The sequence below is a fragment of the Novipirellula sp. genome, assembly GCF_041583735.1.
Lineage (GTDB): Bacteria > Planctomycetota > Planctomycetia > Pirellulales > Pirellulaceae > Novipirellula.
Genome location: NZ_JBFHFD010000117.1, coordinates 1 through 17,035 on the forward strand (window position 1 = coordinate 1; position 17,035 = coordinate 17,035).

At 55.0% G+C, this 17,035-nt stretch carries 15 protein-coding genes and 1 pseudogene; 7 read left to right on the forward strand and 9 right to left on the reverse strand.

The window, feature by feature from the left end; all coding sequences use genetic code 11:
* The 7 genes and pseudogenes from ABX962_RS11295 to ABX962_RS11325 form a co-directional block, all read right to left on the reverse strand.
* Positions 1–548, reverse strand: a pseudogene (locus tag ABX962_RS11295) (hypothetical protein); the annotation flags it as partial.
* A 424-nt stretch (positions 549–972) separates the two neighbouring features.
* The gene (locus ABX962_RS11300) at positions 973–2,412 is read right to left on the reverse strand and encodes a DUF1501 domain-containing protein (protein WP_372719410.1); all 1,440 of its coding nucleotides are present in this window, start codon (positions 2,410–2,412) and stop codon (positions 973–975) included.
* A 91-nt stretch (positions 2,413–2,503) separates the two neighbouring features.
* Positions 2,504–5,677: a DUF1553 domain-containing protein gene (locus ABX962_RS11305; protein ID WP_372719412.1), complete on the reverse strand. Its 3,174-nt coding sequence runs from the start codon at positions 5,675–5,677 to the stop codon at positions 2,504–2,506.
* Positions 5,678–6,188: 511 nt separating this feature from the next.
* Positions 6,189–6,770, reverse strand: coding sequence for a hypothetical protein (locus tag ABX962_RS11310; RefSeq protein ID WP_372719414.1), 582 nt, complete (start codon positions 6,768–6,770; stop codon positions 6,189–6,191).
* 274 nt (positions 6,771–7,044) lie between these two features.
* On the reverse strand, positions 7,045–8,010 hold the full coding sequence (hflC, locus tag ABX962_RS11315; RefSeq protein WP_345684412.1) for a protease modulator HflC: 966 nt from the start codon (positions 8,008–8,010) through the stop codon (positions 7,045–7,047).
* A 2-nt stretch (positions 8,011–8,012) separates the two neighbouring features.
* The gene (gene hflK, locus ABX962_RS11320) at positions 8,013–8,981 is read right to left on the reverse strand and encodes an FtsH protease activity modulator HflK (protein WP_372719416.1); all 969 of its coding nucleotides are present in this window, start codon (positions 8,979–8,981) and stop codon (positions 8,013–8,015) included.
* A gap of 265 nt (positions 8,982–9,246) precedes the next feature.
* A complete protein-coding gene (locus tag ABX962_RS11325; protein WP_372719418.1) occupies positions 9,247–10,374 on the reverse strand; it encodes an alpha/beta hydrolase fold domain-containing protein in 1,128 nt (375 codons plus the stop codon).
* A gap of 330 nt (positions 10,375–10,704) precedes the next feature.
* Between ABX962_RS11325 and ABX962_RS11330 the strand changes: the two genes are divergently transcribed.
* From ABX962_RS11330 to ABX962_RS11355, 6 genes are all read left to right on the forward strand, one after another.
* Complete coding sequence (locus ABX962_RS11330) at positions 10,705–11,295, forward strand: GNAT family N-acetyltransferase (protein WP_372719420.1); 591 nt, start codon at positions 10,705–10,707, stop codon at positions 11,293–11,295.
* 164 nt (positions 11,296–11,459) lie between these two features.
* Entirely contained in the window at positions 11,460–11,855 is a 396-nt protein-coding gene (locus ABX962_RS11335) for a TspO/MBR family protein (protein WP_372719422.1), read from the forward strand.
* Positions 11,856–11,857: 2 nt separating this feature from the next.
* Positions 11,858–12,775, forward strand: coding sequence for a UV DNA damage repair endonuclease UvsE (uvsE, locus tag ABX962_RS11340; protein ID WP_372719423.1), 918 nt, complete (start codon positions 11,858–11,860; stop codon positions 12,773–12,775).
* Between the two features lie 61 nt (positions 12,776–12,836).
* Positions 12,837–13,301: a TIGR03067 domain-containing protein gene (locus ABX962_RS11345; RefSeq protein WP_372719425.1), complete on the forward strand. Its 465-nt coding sequence runs from the start codon at positions 12,837–12,839 to the stop codon at positions 13,299–13,301.
* A 139-nt stretch (positions 13,302–13,440) separates the two neighbouring features.
* On the forward strand, positions 13,441–13,848 hold the full coding sequence (locus tag ABX962_RS11350) for a VOC family protein (RefSeq protein ID WP_372719427.1): 408 nt from the start codon (positions 13,441–13,443) through the stop codon (positions 13,846–13,848).
* Between the two features lie 89 nt (positions 13,849–13,937).
* A complete protein-coding gene (locus tag ABX962_RS11355) occupies positions 13,938–14,363 on the forward strand; it encodes a hypothetical protein (RefSeq protein WP_372719429.1) in 426 nt (141 codons plus the stop codon).
* A gap of 1,294 nt (positions 14,364–15,657) precedes the next feature.
* Here the strand turns inward: ABX962_RS11355 and ABX962_RS11360 are convergent.
* Both ABX962_RS11360 and ABX962_RS11365 read right to left on the reverse strand, forming a co-directional pair.
* The gene (locus ABX962_RS11360; protein ID WP_372719431.1) at positions 15,658–15,825 is read right to left on the reverse strand and encodes a DUF2256 domain-containing protein; all 168 of its coding nucleotides are present in this window, start codon (positions 15,823–15,825) and stop codon (positions 15,658–15,660) included.
* Between the two features lie 5 nt (positions 15,826–15,830).
* Entirely contained in the window at positions 15,831–16,310 is a 480-nt protein-coding gene (locus ABX962_RS11365; protein WP_372719432.1) for a cupin domain-containing protein, read from the reverse strand.
* 113 nt (positions 16,311–16,423) lie between these two features.
* Between ABX962_RS11365 and ABX962_RS11370 the strand changes: the two genes are divergently transcribed.
* A partial coding sequence (locus tag ABX962_RS11370; protein WP_372719434.1) for a class I SAM-dependent methyltransferase occupies positions 16,424–17,035 on the forward strand: 612 nt, incomplete at its 3' end.

Sequence of the window (17,035 nt, forward strand, 5' to 3'; positions counted from 1 at the left end):
ACCAACCAGGGCCCACACAGTCCTGAAAATTCGGCCACGGCGCTAAATCCATACATCGCGACGAAGACGACGATCATGCCGACCGAAAGCACCACCATCACGAACAATGCACTGGTGGGATACCATTGCAGCTGAGCCGGGATGTTGAACAACAAACGCACGGCGGTACACGAAACCGTGATCATCGCCGCCGAGATGACCGTAAAGATCAGAACGTTGGCCCAGTTGTAGAGGTCGGTCATCGAGTCGCCAGCGATCTTGTGCAGATACGTATACAGGCTGAGCCGAGTTTGGACCGCGATCGGCGCCGTGATCAGCGTCCAACTTAGGATCGCCAGGATATTGCCGACCAGCAGCCCGATCAGGATGTCCATCGTCGTCGCGCCCAGCGCAACAAACGTCGCCCCGATCACAAACTCGGTCGCCGCCACATGCTCGCCCGCATACAAACCGACGAAGTGCGTCCAGCCATGAAGCTTGTGCTGCGGAACCGGCAGCTGCTCTTGCTTCATGTCCGCAATCGCTTGCGGGGTGGTGTCGGCACTCATGGTGACTTCTCGTGTTTCGTTTGGGGGGGATTAGATTTCAGCAGCAGGCGAAATTCAATGTGACAAGAAGTCCGATTATAAACCGATGTGCAGTCACGTTGGGCAGCCAGAAGCAATGATTTGTTGCATCTTGTACGATTAAAGTTCGAAAGAGAAAGGTAACCGTTCACGGTGAAGGTATGTTTTAATTACTTGTCACCTCTCCCCCAACGAAGTTGGTGGAGAGGTGGCGGAACCCTGGTCGAACTCGGGAACCGTGACTAACGCCAAAACGCAACGCGATGAAGAGTTTTCACTCTAGGGTTGTCTATTTTTTTGCGTAGCGGAAGTCGTCAAGACTTTCGATCCACGGAGAGGGGAGCCAGGAACGTCTGCGAATGCCGACTCTAAGTGTGCGAATGACGTTCGGCTACGATATGCCTGGCTAACGAAGCAGCGACTGGACGACGTTGCCGTGCACGTCGGTCAATCGATAATGCCGGCCTTGGAATTTGAACGTCAACTTTTCATGATCGACGCCCAATTGATGCAGAATCGTGGCATGTAAAGCGTGAACGCTGAGCGGGTTTTCGACGATGTTGTAACCGTACTCGTCCGTCGCTCCATACGTGATGCCAGGCTTGATCCCGCCGCCAGCCATCCACATCGTGAAGCAGCGGGGATGATGATCGCGGCCGTAATTGGCAGGTTGTAAATCGCCTTGGCAATAAACAGTCCGACCAAATTCGCCGCCCCACACCACCAAGGTCTCGTCCAGCATTCCGCGATTCTTCAGATCGGTGATCAAGGCGGCCGTCGCTTGGTCAGTCTCTCGGCAGCGAGCCCGGAGTTGCTTCGGCAACCCGCCGTGCGTGTCCCAGCCGCGATGGAACAGCTGCACAAATCGCACTCCACGCTCGCTAAGCCGCCGCGCGATCAACGCGTTGTGTGCATACGTGCCCGGTTTGCGTGCGTCTTCACCGTACAGTTCAAAGGTGCTGTTGGGTTCATCCGAGACGTCGGTCAACTCCGGCACCGAGGTTTGCATGCGATACGCCATCTCGTATTGAGCAATCCGCGAGACGATCTCGGGGTCGCCCACCTCGTCGGCACGAAGTTGGTTCAGCTGGGACAGTCGATCCAAAGTGTCCCGTCGCAGCTTTGGGCTGAATCCAGGCGGGTTGTTCAAATACAACACGGGCGACTTGCCGCTGCGGAACCGCACACCTTGGTGTACCGACGGCAGAAAACCGCTGCCCCACAACCGATCGTACAGCGGTTGCCCACCGCTGCCGGAAAGCATCGCGACGAAGGCAGGCAAGTTCTCGTTTTCGTTGCCCAGACCGTAGCTCATCCACGACCCAATACTGGGGCGTCCCGCGATTTGAAAACCGGTTTGCAGGAACGTGATCGCGGGGTCGTGGTTGATCGCATCGGTATGCATCGATTTGATGATGCACAGATCGTCGACGATCCTTGCGGTGTGCGGTAACACGTCGCTGACCCAGGCACCGCTGTCGCCATGCTGTTTAAAATTAAAAGTGGATCGGGCCACCGGAAACGAGGATTGACCTGCGGTCATGCCGGTCAGCCGTTGCCCGCCAAACACCGACGCGGGCGTTTCTTCGCCATGCACCTTGTTCAAATAGGGCTTGTAATCCAGCATGTCGTGCTGAGGCGGGCCACCGGATTGAAACAAATAGATCACGCGTTTGGCGCGGGGCGTGAAATGCAGCCCTCGTTGTCCCACCGAGTCGGCGAACGTCGATGACGGGTCCAATAGCGATGCAGCGGCCGCACCACCGAGCGTTGCCGAGGCGGACGCCAACAGGTCGCGGCGACTGAAGGCCTTTGGAAAAATTGCTGGCGTCGTGGAACTCGTCAACCGTTTCGAACGGTTCGTTGAATCACGAAAGTCTTGATGACTTACGCTACAGGGTCCAGCGGTTTTCGGCTGCATGGGGTTCGTCGCTTCACTAGTCACGAGTGGTCGCCTCTTCTAAGTTCAATAGGACGTTGGCCAGCACCGTCATCGCCGCCCGATCGACAGCCGAATATTTTTCCAGCGATTCGGACTGTCCGATCGACAAAACTGCCTTGGTTTGTTCGGCCGACAGCGAAAATTCGTCACGATACGTGTCCAACGCATCCTTCAGCACCTTCGTCTCGGCCGCCGACGGGTCGCGGCATAACAAACGACGAAACGCGTACGTGATCCGCTCGTCATCGCTGCTTCCGTTTTGCAGTATCCGCTCACCAAATTTACGTGCCGCTTCGGCAAAGGTCACGTCATTCAGCAGGGTCAACGATTGCAGCGGCGTGTTGGTCTGACGCGGTTTGACCGAACACCACTCGCGGTCCGCGGTGTCCAACAGTGCCATCGTGGGCGGCGACAGCGTCCGCTTCCAATACGTGTACAGACTGCGGCGATAAAGGTCGTCGCCTTTACCAACTTTGTACGTAAAGTTGCTCGCCTCTTTCCACAACCCTGCGGGCTGGTAGGGGTACACGCTCGGGCCGCCAATTGTTTCCACCAACAATCCGGAGACTTGTAACGCCTGGTCACGCAGCACGTTGCCGGGCAATCGCTTTCGCGGGGCTCGCGCGTATAGACGGTTTTCAGGATCCTGACTTCGATGCTCTTGGGTGACTTGGGAACTGCGACGGTAGGTGTCACTGGTGACCATGGTTTTTAAAATGGCTTTGATGTCCCAGCCGCCATCCGTGAACTCCGACGCCAACCAATCCAGCAATTCAGGGTGCGTCGGCAAATCTCCCTGCGACCCAAAATCCTCGGGTGTATTGACCAGACCATGGCCAAACAGCAACTGCCAGTAACGATTGACGGTCACCCGCGCGGTCAGCGGATGTTTTCCATCGACCAACCATCGAGCAAAGGCGAGCCGATCGGCGGGCTGGTTCGCGGACGTCAAAACAGCGGGCACGCCTGCGGTAACCGCTTCGCCCAATTGGTCGTACACCCCGCGTGATCGCACGAACGACGGACGGCCGTTGGGTAGATCTTGCATGATCATCGTCGTGGGCACCGAGTCAAAAAACTTGGTTTCCGCCGCGATGGCATCGCTTAGTTCGGCAAACCATTGACGGTGTGCGGTGTTCTCGGTGTTCTCGAGATAAGCGGTGCGGAGGACACGCGATTGACGCTCGGTCCGTCGATCCTCGGGAATCGTGGCGATCGTTTTTGGTGAATCCGCAACCGCCAGCAGTTCCGCTTCGTCGGCTGCCAGCGTTCGAGTCGTATAGAAACGAAGCTGATCCACTTGGCCTTTCCAGCGACCGGCATGCGGGCTGTAGCCGATCCTCATCGTACCGCCGTGGTTTCGATTGGCGGTGTTGCTGTTGGTGTTTCGAATGACCTCGACCGGTTGCAGTACACCGTCGACATAAATCTTCATTCCTTGTGCACGCTGCGTCCCGTCGTTGGTCAAGACGATGTGTTTCCATTGGCCCGGTGCAAAGGTTTGCTGCGTTTGGATCGTTGACACCCCCGAGATCCAGCGGCTGTTGATGTTCCACCGCAAATGTCCATTGACGAACTCGACGAAAATGCCTTCGCGTTTCGTGCTGGCTTGTTCATTCGACAACACGACCCCCGCATCGGTCTGTTCCGGCGACATCCAAAACGCGATCGAAAACCGTGCGTTGCCGATCAGTCCCGGGATCTTTCCGAGTTCATAGTGATCGCGGCCCGAGACCGTGGCGGTGTTGCCAAGGTGACCGGTTGGCGAAGTGGATTGTTTCTGCGACGCCAGCGTGTCGCCTTTAAATACGACACGTTTATTGGGGGAATCAAAGTCAAAGAAATGATCCAGCCCGTGATGGATGACAGGCGACAGCGAAGCAAAGTCGGCCGTCGATTCCCATGCTCTCTGGTCCTCGCTCAGTTCGTCGTTGGCTGCATCAAGTCTTGCTCGACACGTTGCGACGCGTTGCCGGTGTTTTTCAAGCTGCGATCGTTGGGCGTCATTTGGTGTTTTGATCCAGGGTTCTGAATTGCCGAACTTGATCGCGCGTCCGCTTTCGGCGACGTCGTTGAAAAAGTCGATCAATTGGTAGTACTCGCGTTGGCTGAACGGATCGTACTTGTGATCGTGACATCGAGCGCAAGCCACGGTGATCCCCATCCAAACGGTTGCCGTGGTATCGACACGATCGACGGCGTTTTCGAGCAGAAACTCGTCGATCGGAATGCCTTCCTCCGAGTTGTAGCGGTGGTTGCGATTGAAGGCGGTCGCGATCAAATCGGATTCACTTGGATTAGGCAACAGATCGCCCGCAAGTTGGATAATTGTGAATTGATCAAACGGCAGATTTTGGTTGTAGGCGTCGATCACCCAATCACGCCAACGCGACATCTCGCGTGGCCCATCGTTTTGGTAACCGTCGGTGTCGGCGTAGCGAGCCGCTTCTAGCCATTGCCAAGCCATCCGCTCGCCGAAGCGTGGTGATTGCAGCAAGCGGTCGACCGCGTTTTCGTAAGCCACGTCCATTCCGCTGGCTTGAACCTCCGCGAGGAACCGCTGCGATTGTTCGATCGTCGGCGGCAGCCCGGTCAAATCGAGCGACACGCGGCGGAGCTGTGTGGCCAGTGGCGCGGGCCCGAGCGGTTCCAAGTTGGCTTGTTTCAAACGCTTCAAAACGAAGGCATCGATAGCACTATGCGAATCAAATTCGGCTGGCACCGCTGGCCGGGTGATCGGTTCAAACGCCCAGTGCCGCTGGTACTTGGCACCTTGGTCAATCCATTGTCGCACTTTCAAGCTTTGAGCCGCGGTCAGCACCAATCCCGAATCCGGGGGCGGCATCCGCAGGTCGGGATCGTCGCTTTCGATGCGTGCGACCGCATCGCTTTCGTCCGCGTTTCCAGGCACAATCGCTGCGTACCCGCCCAAGTCTTCGACCGCCGCCTCACGCTGGTCCAATCGTAAACCAGCCTCGCGGGTATTCGCATCGGGCCCATGACATTTGAAGCAGGTATCGGAAAAGATAGGGCGAATGTCGCGATTGAATTCCACCTCGTCGGCCTTCACCGGCAAGGCGAATCCAGCGATGGCAAAACTGAAAGCGGCTGCAAAGCGAACGAGACGCCGACGAGTGAAGCGGGTGGCGGATTTTGTGGTAGGTAGCATTGGGAGGCGTTGTGATCGATGTTGGGGATAATCGAATACAGCCATCTTATCCTAAATGGATGACCGAGATCACAAATCAACCTGTGCAGCGGGGTCATGAACGTAGTGGATCTTGCTAAAGATCCCCACGCCGCTGGATCTACCCCCGAATAAGACGCGGCGCGACGAGGGTCGGTTTCGCGAATCGAAGCAGGTAGGCAGGAATCATTGTGTGAAAATCTCGTTAGCCGTTTGGGACGCTAGCGTGGTCCGCTAAAACGATGGGCTTGTTGTGATTTTTGGTTGCGTTGGCTTTCTGCCACCTCTCCACCAACTTCGTTGGGGGAGAGGTAACTGCATTATCGGCCGGAAGAAAAAGTCACTTCCAATATCTGACGTCAATACCAAAGTTTTAGCGGTCCAGCACTAGCCCCGGTTCAGCGCCGGAACCGTGGCTAGCGCCAAATCGGCCAATATTCTGAAAGACTCCTGCCTAACTTCTTGCTGCGAAGTTAGTCTGCGGATGATCGGATCACGTGTGATCGGTGGTCGATGACGCGTCATCCTCGTCCGTTTGGCAGGCAGCGTAGCGATGATCGGTTTGCCCGAGTGCCACGATCTGGACGACGTCTTTTACCGCCAAGTACAGCAGACTTACGATCGCGACCGCCCCGCCGGCGAGCAACGAGGATGCAATCAGCACGCCGTAATAGATCGTCGGATACCACCATCCCGGCAATGAATCGGATTCATAAACGGGGACACAATGCAATACGAACATGATCGCCGCGGCACAGAATAAGATCGCATCATACAAGGCGATCTTGATGATCCGGTGGTAATGAGCATCGGCAAGGTTGCGATCGGCGTTGTTTCCCAGTCCGATCATCGTCAACATCAGCGCCAAAATGGTGGCAGACACCGTCAAGAGAGACGAACAGAACAGGCGACTTGTGGGGATGATTGCCTCCAGCAGTCGCCGCGCTTCGGTGTCCCCGACATGTCCAAGGACGATCGCAGCACTGGCGATCGAAACGGCGATCACGGTTCCAATCACGCAGGCCGTAATCAGGTCGTGTTTCAACCGCTTCAGCATCCCTGGATCGTTCGCCATTTTTTCTCTTCCTGGATCGAGCCCCTCTGCACCCCCGTGTTTTCGCGGATCGCATCCCCACGCTGTGCATTCTCCGTTCCATTAGCAAACGATTCGGCGGATTTGAGCAAGAGAAAAACACTGGCATAGACATCCTTCCGTCTGAGCTTGTCTCAGCGGAGGAAGCAAGTGGTGGCTACTGCAAGTGCGTAACCGAAACAGTGCTCCGTTTCGGGCTTGTCCCGGCGGATACAGCGTCTCGAAGATTCATGCTTGAGTGGCAACCGAGTCCGGTTTACTTGCCGTCAGGATCGACGTGCTTGAGGAATTTGAAGATGTCGCTGCCGGTCGTCATGATCAACGTGCTATCGCCGCCGAGCATCTCTTGATACGTCTCCATCGTTTTGATGAATTCATAGAACGACACTGAGTCTTCGCTCTGGTTATAGGCACTGGCGTAGATCTCGGTTGCCTTAGCGTCGGCGGCCCCTTGGATTTGTTGAACCCGTTTGTAGGCTTCGGATTCAATCTCCAGCAAGTCGCGTTCTTTCTTTCCGATAATCTTAGCCGCTTCGCCTTCACCCTCGCTGCGGAATCGCTCGGCAATCTGTTGGCGTTCGCTGATCATGCGGTCATAGATTCGCTGCTGAACGCTCTCGTTGTAATTGATCCGCTTGAATTGAACGTCAAGCAGCTCGATTCCAAAATCGCTCAGCTTTCCGGCAGCCTTGTCAAAGATCTCTTTCTCGATCTTGGCTCGCCCTTTGCTAATCGGATACAGCACTCCGACGTTCCCGGGTGCATCGACAAGCACCGCGTCGCGAACAGGTTGCCGGTCCTTGGTGGTTCGGATCACTTCGATCAATTCATGTTTGGCGATCGCGTTACGCGTTTCACTGCCCAGGATATCGTCCAAGCGTGATTGTGCACTCCGCTCGTCTCGAAGACGCAGAAAGAACTGCTTCGCGTCATTGATCCGCCAACGTCCAAACGTGTCAACGATAATGTAGGTCTTGTCTTTGGTCGGCATCTCGTTGGGACGACCGTCCCATTCAAGAATCCGCTCCTCGATACGGGTGACTTCCTGAATGAAGGGGATCTTCAAATGCAGCCCGGCGTCGCTGATCGGATCGCCCACCGGTTTACCAAACTGGGTGATGATTACCTGTTCGGTTTCATCGACGGTGTACGACGCGTTGTACAACAAAAACGTAAACAGCAGCCCGAATCCGATCAGAGCGGGAATAGGAATGTTTTTCATGATCAGTTCTTTGTGGATTCGGTGGACAGTTGCAATAAAGGCAAAATCTGGCTGGCGTTTTCGTCAATGATGATCTTTTTGCCAAGCTTGGGAACGATCTGACGCATCGTTTCGACATAGATGCGTTGTTTGGTGACCTCAGGAGCTTTCAGGTACTCGGTCATCACCGCGTTAAATCGAGCGACGTCCCCTTCGGCCTCGTTAACGCGTTTCAGCGCGTAGCCCTCGGCGGCTTGGATCTTTTGTTCGGCTTCGCCGCTGGCTCGCGGCACGACTTTGTTGTATTCGCCATTGGCTACGTTGATTAACTGCTCGCGTTCTTGCTGAGCCTGGTTGACCTCGTTGAACGAACGTTGGACAGGCAACGGTGGATTCACATTCTTCAGTTGCACCTGGTCGATGCTCAGTCCGAGCTCGAATTTGTTCACCATTTCTTGTAGCTGAGTCAGTGCATCGGATTCGATTTCTTGACGTCCAACGGTGATCACTTCGTCGACCGTGCGGTCGCCGACCACGGTACGCATGACCGATTCCGACAGGTCACGCAGCGTGTTGTCGGGGTTGCGAACTTTGAACAAATAGAGCTCGGGATCTTGGACTCGGTACTGAACGATCCACTCGACCGTCGCGGCGTTCAAATCACCCGTTACCATGCCACGTTCGAGCGTCTGTTCGGCGGAAAACTGGTTTGGGTTGGTTCCACCGGATGTTCCGAAACCGAACTCTTGTTTTAGTTGGCGTTTGACCGGCACCATGAACACGCGTTCGATATTGAAAGGCAACTTGAATCGCAGTCCTGGTTCGGCATTGCGAACATATTTACCGAATCGCAGCACCACGCCTTCGGATTCGGCTTGCACGGTGTAAACGCTCGAGAAGACAGCCAGGGCCAGCAGGACCGCTGGGATCACCCACAGCAGACGCAATTGTCGGAAGTCGATGTCACGCCAGTCGTCGGGATCAAATTTCATGGGACCGTTGATTTGTTGCGGTTATGGGGATTCGAAGGATTGTGCACGCAAGGTGGGTGACACCGATCCCCAAGTTTCCGCAAGTATAGCTTGCTGAGAGCGACCGACGGCGGCAAAAAAGAACGATCCCCGATAGGAAGAAGACATCCGGCCGCAAAGTCGCCGCGAGACGGTGTGAGAACCACGACGATTCACTTTCCCCCCGAGAAACGATTGCAGCTCGTTTCGATCAGCGACAATCCGTCAATGATTCTTCAGACGTTGCCTACTTTGGATTGTTGTTTCGCTGCGGAATCGGCTCGCTCGAAATCGTCACTTCTTTGCCAAGCAGATGCTTGTCAAAAAATTGTTTCAGTCGCTTGGCGACTTCCGGCGACGAGAATCGGCCGTGGCCGCCTCCTTGCACCGGAACCAGCATCGACTCGGCTCCGGTCTTGTTAAGTGCTTCATGCAGCTGCTCGGATTGATCCAGCGGTACCACGCGGTCGTCGGTTCCGTGGATGATCAGAAACGGCGGATCGTTCTTCGAGACATATGTGATCGGTGAAGCGTTGCGCGCTGCCTTTTTGTTCTCTTGAATCGTTCCGCCCACGAGTTTGGACTCGGGTGAATTCGCATCGTCGTGCCAACCACCCATCGACAGCAGATCGGCGGGACCGTACTGATCGACGACGCAGTTGACGCTACTGCTGTGACTTAGGTGGTCGCCCAGTTGGCCTTCGAGTTCGGGGACATCGCCTGCGGTTCCTAGCATCGCGACCAGATGTCCGCCAGCCGAAGTGCCCGTCACCCCGATCTTGTCGGGGTCCAGGTTGTAGCGTTTCGCATTGCCTCGCAGCCAACGAATGGCAGCCTTGCAGTCGTGGATTTGCGCGGGCCAGATCGCTTCGCCACTGAGTCGGTAACCGACTGAGACGCCGATGTATTGGCCGCTTTCGACCAGCGGAGCAAGGGTCCGGTAGCCGCCCTTTTTATCCCCGTTTTGCCAACCGCCGCCGTGGATGAAAACGACAACCGGCAACGGCTTGTCGTCCTTGCGTGTCTTGGGCAGATACAGGTCGAGCGTTTGCCGAGGATTATCCGTGCCGGCATAAGGCAGATCAAGTTCAGCCTGGACGGATGTTGTGACCGCCGCAGCTGGCCCACGACCGGGACGACGAGCAAATGCTTGGTCTTCTGCGGCGCTAATGACGCCATCTTTATTCGTGTCGATGCGGCGGAACAACGGCCCAGAGAACTCGTCGTCGGTCAGCTTGCCATCTCGGTTGCGATCGAGACGTTTAAATTGGGGACTGGTTTCTTGGGATGCGGTTTGAGCAAGACTCGGGGACGTGCCCATCCCAGTCAAGGCAAGACACATAATAGCGAGGAAATATCGTCGATGATTCGTCATTGATCGCTTCGGTATGTTCGAGTTGAGTATATACGGATTCCCTCGATTGAACCCACGATGATGCGATTAGTTTCGCTAACCGTAGAGGGTATCAGAAGTCGTCCAGTCTTTCGACCAAACTCTACGGAGATCGAAGTTGTTGCCGAATTCCGGTGCGACAGGATCTGTCCTGATCGCTCATCCTCGTTTTTCGGATCAAGGTTTGGCCGATCTCTTGACGATGACGTTCGCGGTCTTGTTTAGACGATTTGTAGCTGGATCGTCGTGGCAGCGGATTACTCGAGATGACAATGAGCGCGACGGTGGGTTGATGCCGCTGGCGCTGCTACTATGATTCTTTGGTCCGATGATTGTGTTGAAACTGCGTGGACGCCCGAGATTGTGGACGCCCGAGATGATGAGGCATTGATGAACGTCACCCTTCGCCCCGAATGCCCCGAAGATCGACAATCGATTTGGAGCGTTAATCACGCGGCATTCGGAAATGATGCTGAAGCGAACTTGGTTGACGCCTTGCGTCAAGACGGTTTCGCCGAAGTGTCGGTGGTTGCAGAAATCGATGATCAGATCGTTGGGCACATTCTATTCAGTCCCATTTCGATCCTGGCAAGCGACCAGACGGTTAGTGGCGTCTCTCTGGCGCCGATGGCCGTCCTGCCTCGTCATCAGCGGCAAGGCATCGGGATCAAGCTAGTGGAAACTGGGTTGCAATCGTGCCGTGACCAGGGTCACCAGATCGCCGTTGTGCTAGGTCATCCCGAGTTCTATTCACGCTTTGGATTCTCGTCCGACTTGGCTCAGCCACTGGAATCTCCCTTCGGCGGTGGTGATGCCTGGATGGCGATCGAGCTTGTCGCCGGTGCATTGAGTGGTGTCACCGGTTCTGTCCAGTACTCGCCGCCATTTACCGCTTTTGAATAGCCATCGCAGTGAACCATTTTTGCGTAGCGGAAGTCGTCAAGACTTTCGGTCCACGGAGAACGACCTCTTTCGATTGCTAAACACGGTTGCGTGTGGAAACCGTGACTCCCATCTTCCTGCTTGCAAAACGTCTTACGGTTGGGTTTGAATCGTGGAGTAAATGAATGACTTGGATGCAGTGGTACAACGGTCTTGAGAAACCGTCATGGACGCCGGAACCGTCCACCATCGGCCTGATCTGGCAGATTCTTTATCCAATCATACTGCTGACGTTCTGCTTTGTGTTCGTACAGGCATTCAGGAAAAAGGTGTCATGGAAGGTGGCTCTGCCATTTGTCATCAACCTCGTGGCGAATCTGATCTTTACGCCAATCCAATTTGGCCTTCGCAATTTGCCGTTGGCGGCGGTGGACATCCTGATCGTCTGGGGAACGATCCTGTGGATGGTGGTGTCAGTTTGGAAGCACTACAAATGGGTTGCCATCGCACAAGGGCCATATTTCCTGTGGGTCTCGATTGCGACCGTGCTGCAATTGTCGATTACTTGGAGCAACCGGTAGCAATGACGAACCGTTCATCGACGTCAGGGATCCGCCTCGGCCTCTGCTGCATCTTTCGCGATCAGCCGATCAAATTCCGCAATACGACGGTCAAAGCCATTGCCAGTATGGATCGTGATGCGGCACTGGCCAAACTGTCGGGTCTGTGCTTGAGCAACGCCGATGCGTTGCTGGAATCGCTACGGTTCTGTGCCGAAAATGGTATCGGTTGCTTCCGCATCAACAGCCAAATTCTGCCTGTGAAAACGCACGCGGACTGTGGTTACAGCGTAAGCGATCTTCCAGATGGCGACGAGATCGTTCGGCGTTTCAAGGCGTGTGGCAAGTTTGCCAGATTGCACGGAATCCGAACGTGCTTTCATCCCGATCAATTTGTCGTGCTGAATTCTCCTCGTCCGGATGTGGTGGATCGGTCGATCGAGGAACTTGAGTATCAATCGGAAGTCGCAGAGTGGGTTGGCGCCGATGTCGTAAACATTCACGGTGGCGGGGCGTATGGTGACAAGACGGAAGCGCTGAACCGTTTCGCCAAATCGCTGTTGCGGTTATCCGATCGAGCCAGAAGTCGTTTGACGGTCGAAAACGACGAGGTGACTTACACGCCATCGGAACTGTTGCCGATGTGCCGCGCCGAAGGAATCCCCCTTGTCTACGATGTTCACCATCATCGCTGCCATCCGGATGAATTGACGGTGCAACAGGCGACCGAATTGGCCATTGCGACTTGGAATCGGGAGCCCATGTTTCATCTCTCCAGTCCGCTGGAAGGTTGGGAGGGACCAAAGCCACGACGCCATCATGATTTCATCGATGTGGCGGACTTTCCCGATTGCTGGCGTGACCTGACATTGACCGTCGAGGTCGAAGCAAAGGCCAAGGAACTCGCCGTCTTGAAGTTGATCAAGCAATTGTCGCCTTAGATGCTTTATAATGACTGAGTGTTCTCGCGATTTCTTTCGAACGCTGTTGGAGGCGACAACAATGCGATATTTGTTTTTTAGTTCCTTGGTTGTGGGATTATTACTCACGTCCGTGGCATCTGCCGATGATGCGAAGGACGAAGCGATCAAAAAAGAACGTAAGAAAATCGAAGGGAAATGGCAAATCGTTGAACTGGTCATCCAGGGGAACAAGTCGAAGGATGAAGACGCCGCAAAATTCACCGTGGTCAACGACGATAAGGGCGCATGGACCCTCTGGTCTGACGATCGCAAAGTCGCGATGGGGACCAGCACTTTCGACCCAACAACAAAGCCAAAGACGATTGACTTCACGCCGAGCGAAGGGGACGCAAAAGGCAAGCAGTTTTTCGGGATCTATCAACTCGGAAAGAACGCTCGGAAATTGTGCTTTGCACCCTCGGGAAAGGTTCGGCCCACTGAGTTTTCTTCCACGGCTGAGAACCAGCACATTTTCGTTACGCTGAAACGGATAAAGTCTAAGTAGTGAAGTATCGAATTCACGCGTGGATAGGGCGGTTGCAATAATTTGCGTCTGTTTGTGCTGTGACCTATCGCATGCGAGGCCTGATTTGAATCTAGCCGTCGTGCCGCGGTTGCATTTCTGCATTGGATGGTGAATTGAAATGAAAGTGCTGTCGGTTGTCGAAACGGCGATCTACGTCGACGACCTCGATGCTGCCGAAGATTTCTATCAGCGAATCCTCGGTTTGGATGTGATTGCCAAAGAGCCCTCGCGGCATGTTTTCTTTCGAGTCGGCCAGGCCCAGGTACTACTCGCGTTCAATCCGAAGTCGACATGCACGGGAGATAAGCTGCCGCATCATGGTGCAATGGGACCAGGTCATTTTGCGTTAGGCATTGAAAAACGGTCGCTCGACGATTGGCGGCAACACTTGCAGGATCATCGCGTCCAGATCGAAGCCGAAGTGGAATGGCCCGCCGGCGGACAGTCGATCTACTTTCGTGATCCAGCGGGCAACTCGGTCGAATTGATCACGCCCGGGGTCTGGCAATTGCCGAGTGGATGGTAATTCGCCGATGTCGGCATAAAATGGCCGCGATGGTCGCAGATACGGCTACCCCAAAGACGTGTTTTCGGATCTTGTGGATTGGATGAGCGATGAGTGACGCAGGGACCGACAAGCAATGGCGAATTGCCATTCGAAGCTTGGCGATCTGGTTCGTCTTGATTGTCCTTGAGATTGTTCACGGCATTCTTCGAGCGATTGTCCTCGTTCCGTTCGTCGGCGAATTCCGCTCGAATCAGATTGGCGTGTTCACTGGTTCGGCGATCATTCTTGCAGTTGCCTACTTCGCGATCCGCTGGATCGGGACACAACGACCGCACCAATTACTGCTCGTCGGCTTGATCTGGCTGGTGTTGACGGTGGCGTTCGAAGTCTTATTTGGAAGATTCGTGGTGGAATTGCCTTGGGAGCGGATTGCTGCTGACTACAACCTACTGAAGGGTGGATTGATGCCGTTAGGCCTGTTGTTCTTGTTCGTCAGCCCAATGGTTGCGTCGAAACTGCATAGGAAAACGTAGCGAAGTTATGCGGTGGCCAGCGGATTCCCACGGGGACAGAGCATAATGGTGGGTTGGGCGGCATTGCTGCCTGAGGACTAGAGTCAGTCGACGCGGCCGGTTGCCGGTGTGTGCCGCTAGAGATGATTGTCGAGGATCGTGACTCACTCGGCTCGAGGCTTGAGCGAGCGCCGTGGCACCGCGCCCATTTTGTTATCGACCGCGTCAGGTCGTTCGCCATAGCGAAAAAAAGGGCGGTAGTTGCTGGAAATAATCGTCACGGGGACAGAGCATGATGCTGCGTCAGGCGGGTTCACCCTGTGAGGACTAGGGTCCGGCAATGCGGCTGATTGCCGATGCGTTGTGTTAGACGACCGATGCCGATCGCAAGCTGCTCGGCTCAACACTAGAGCAAACGCGGCGCAAGCATGCACCCTGTTGTTATCTACCGCGTCAGGTCGTTCGCCATAGCGAAAAAAGAGTGGCAGTTGCTGGAAATGATAGCGAATTCCCCCGGGGACAGAGCATGATGGTGGGTTGGGCGGCATTGCTGCCTGAGGACTAGATCAGTCGACGCGGCCGGTTGCCGGTGTGTGCCGCTAGAGATGATTGTCGAGGATCATGACTCACTCGAGTACGTCGGGGACAGAGCATGATGCTGCGTCAGGCGGGTACACCCTGTGAGGACTAGGGTCCGGCAATGCGGCTGATTGCCGGTGCGTTGCGTTAGGTGACCGATGCCGATCGCAACCTACTCGGCTCAAGACTAGCGCAAACGCGGCGCAACCATGCACCCTTTTGTTATCGACTGCGTCATGTCCTTCGCCGTAGCGAAAAATGGGGGATGGTGGTAGTCGGAAATGATAGCAGTGATGCGTCAGCCTGGGCAGCGAATGAATAATCGCAGGACATGCTAGCAACCGGGGAGCGTTGCTCCTCTTTTGCTGGGATCGTACTCTTTCCCCGAGTGAGGGTATGAGCTGCGGTCACAATTATGCTCTGTCCCCCGACTGCTATAGCAGCCGGTTCGATCTGGCTCGCCTTTGCGATTCGTTCGATGATCGAGTTCAGTATGATCACTTGGTTCAATCGGTCTGCGCGGCGTGTCACGTCGATGGGCAAGTTAGAGCTCCGTTTCGAACCGCGTTTGCGGTCAAGAGTATCGCTGCGGCGAGGCATCCAATCCCGATAACCACGTAGCCGACTCGGAACGCCAGGGCGTTATCGGTCGGCTCGAACGTTGCCAAAAAGCCGAAACCACAAAATACCACGACGACAAGAAGCATCTGAGCAGCGAAAGCGGCAGCAAGTCGTTTCATGATTGGCTGTCCTTGTCGCTCGTTTTCTCGTCACGGTGCCGGCGGCACTTGTCACTACAATACTTGACCTCGTCCCAAACCTTTGCCCATTTCTTCCGCCACTGGAACGTTCGTCCACAGACGACGCAGGTTTTCTCTGGCAAGCTAAGTTTCTTGTGTGGCATAGCTGTTACTTGTTCGGCACTTTGATCTCAACACCGTAACGTGGAGCCGCTTCGAACAGCTTGATGATCTCGGCCTCACTCGGTGGTGGTGCTGTTACCGCGTCTTCATCGAGAGTCTGTCCCACCTCGAAGAACATCTCTTCCAATCCCGCGGGAGCGAGTGTGATCAGCAGCCGAGCGGTCTTTCCGCTTTCGTTTTTGAAGCAATGCAGGCTTCCCACAGGCATATTCAGGAACGTGCCCTCACCCGCAACAAATCGGTCGTCGCCAAGTTGAAATGTCATCTCGCCCTGGAGGACGAGGAACGACTCCTCTTCACGGCTATGAATATGTGGCGGAGGACCGCTGCCCGGTGGCACAATGGCTTCGAAGGTGGCGTATTTGCCGTCCGTGTCCTCAGCGGTGGCAAGGAAGCGGTAAACGTCGCCGACAATCCCGATTCTGCGGCCTTCGCCCGGCCGCCGTATGATTGCAGGGTGATTCATATTGGATTCCTATGATGCTTAAAATGAGATCGACGCGTTCTTAACCTACATCTTATGCCAGTAACGTCGTCTTCGCTGACTAGAAATCGAATCAAAAACCATGAGGATCAGGTATGAACGAAGTGGATGTTCGCAAACACAACCAATGGTCTTGGGACAAGCAGGTCCGCGAGGGAAACCGCTGGACCAAACCGGTGGATCAAGAGACGATTCGGAAGGCCAAAAATGGTGAGTTCGAAATCGTCTTGACGCCTACGACTCCGGTGCCTGCCGATTGGTTCCCGCCACTCAAAGGAGCAAAGACTCTTTGCCTCGCTTCGGCGGGAGGTCAACAGGCTCCGGTTCTTGCCGCCGCTGGCGCGGAAGTAACGGTCTTTGATAACTCGCCACGGCAATTGGACCAAGATCGATACGTCGCCGAGCGTGACGGGCTTACGATGAGTTTTGTCGAAGGCGATATGGCCGATCTGTCCGGATTGAATTCGGAATCGTTCGATTTGATCTTTCATCCTTGCTCAAATACATTCGTTCCAAACGTGTTACCCGTTTGGCAAGAATGCTTTCGGGTGCTACGAAGCGGTGGCATTTTGATGGCGGGATTCACCAATCCGGTTCGCTACATCTTCGACGACGAACGAAAGGAGAACGGTAATCTGGAGGTCCGTTATCCGCTTCCCTATTCGGATCTGGACTACCTGGATCAGCAGCACATCAAACAGACAGTG

Excerpts from the sequence above, each read along its gene's own strand:
- ABX962_RS11355 (WP_372719429.1), top strand. The coding sequence starts at position 13,938 with ATGAGTGACGCAGGGACCGACAAGCAATGGCGAATTGCCATTCGAAGC.
- ABX962_RS11305 (WP_372719412.1), bottom strand. The coding sequence starts at position 5,677 with ATGCTACCTACCACAAAATCCGCCACCCGCTTCACTCGTCGGCGTCTC.
- ABX962_RS11365 (WP_372719432.1), bottom strand. The coding sequence starts at position 16,310 with ATGAATCACCCTGCAATCATACGGCGGCCGGGCGAAGGCCGCAGAATC.
- ABX962_RS11335 (WP_372719422.1), top strand. The coding sequence starts at position 11,460 with ATGACTTGGATGCAGTGGTACAACGGTCTTGAGAAACCGTCATGGACG.
- ABX962_RS11360 (WP_372719431.1), bottom strand. The coding sequence starts at position 15,825 with ATGCCACACAAGAAACTTAGCTTGCCAGAGAAAACCTGCGTCGTCTGT.
- ABX962_RS11345 (WP_372719425.1), top strand. The coding sequence starts at position 12,837 with ATGCGATATTTGTTTTTTAGTTCCTTGGTTGTGGGATTATTACTCACG.
- hflC (WP_345684412.1), bottom strand. The coding sequence starts at position 8,010 with ATGAAAAACATTCCTATTCCCGCTCTGATCGGATTCGGGCTGCTGTTT.
- hflK (WP_372719416.1), bottom strand. The coding sequence starts at position 8,981 with ATGAAATTTGATCCCGACGACTGGCGTGACATCGACTTCCGACAATTG.
- ABX962_RS11310 (WP_372719414.1), bottom strand. The coding sequence starts at position 6,770 with ATGGCGAACGATCCAGGGATGCTGAAGCGGTTGAAACACGACCTGATT.
- ABX962_RS11325 (WP_372719418.1), bottom strand. The coding sequence starts at position 10,374 with ATGACGAATCATCGACGATATTTCCTCGCTATTATGTGTCTTGCCTTG.
- ABX962_RS11330 (WP_372719420.1), top strand. The coding sequence starts at position 10,705 with ATGATTCTTTGGTCCGATGATTGTGTTGAAACTGCGTGGACGCCCGAG.
- ABX962_RS11350 (WP_372719427.1), top strand. The coding sequence starts at position 13,441 with ATGAAAGTGCTGTCGGTTGTCGAAACGGCGATCTACGTCGACGACCTC.
- uvsE (WP_372719423.1), top strand. The coding sequence starts at position 11,858 with ATGACGAACCGTTCATCGACGTCAGGGATCCGCCTCGGCCTCTGCTGC.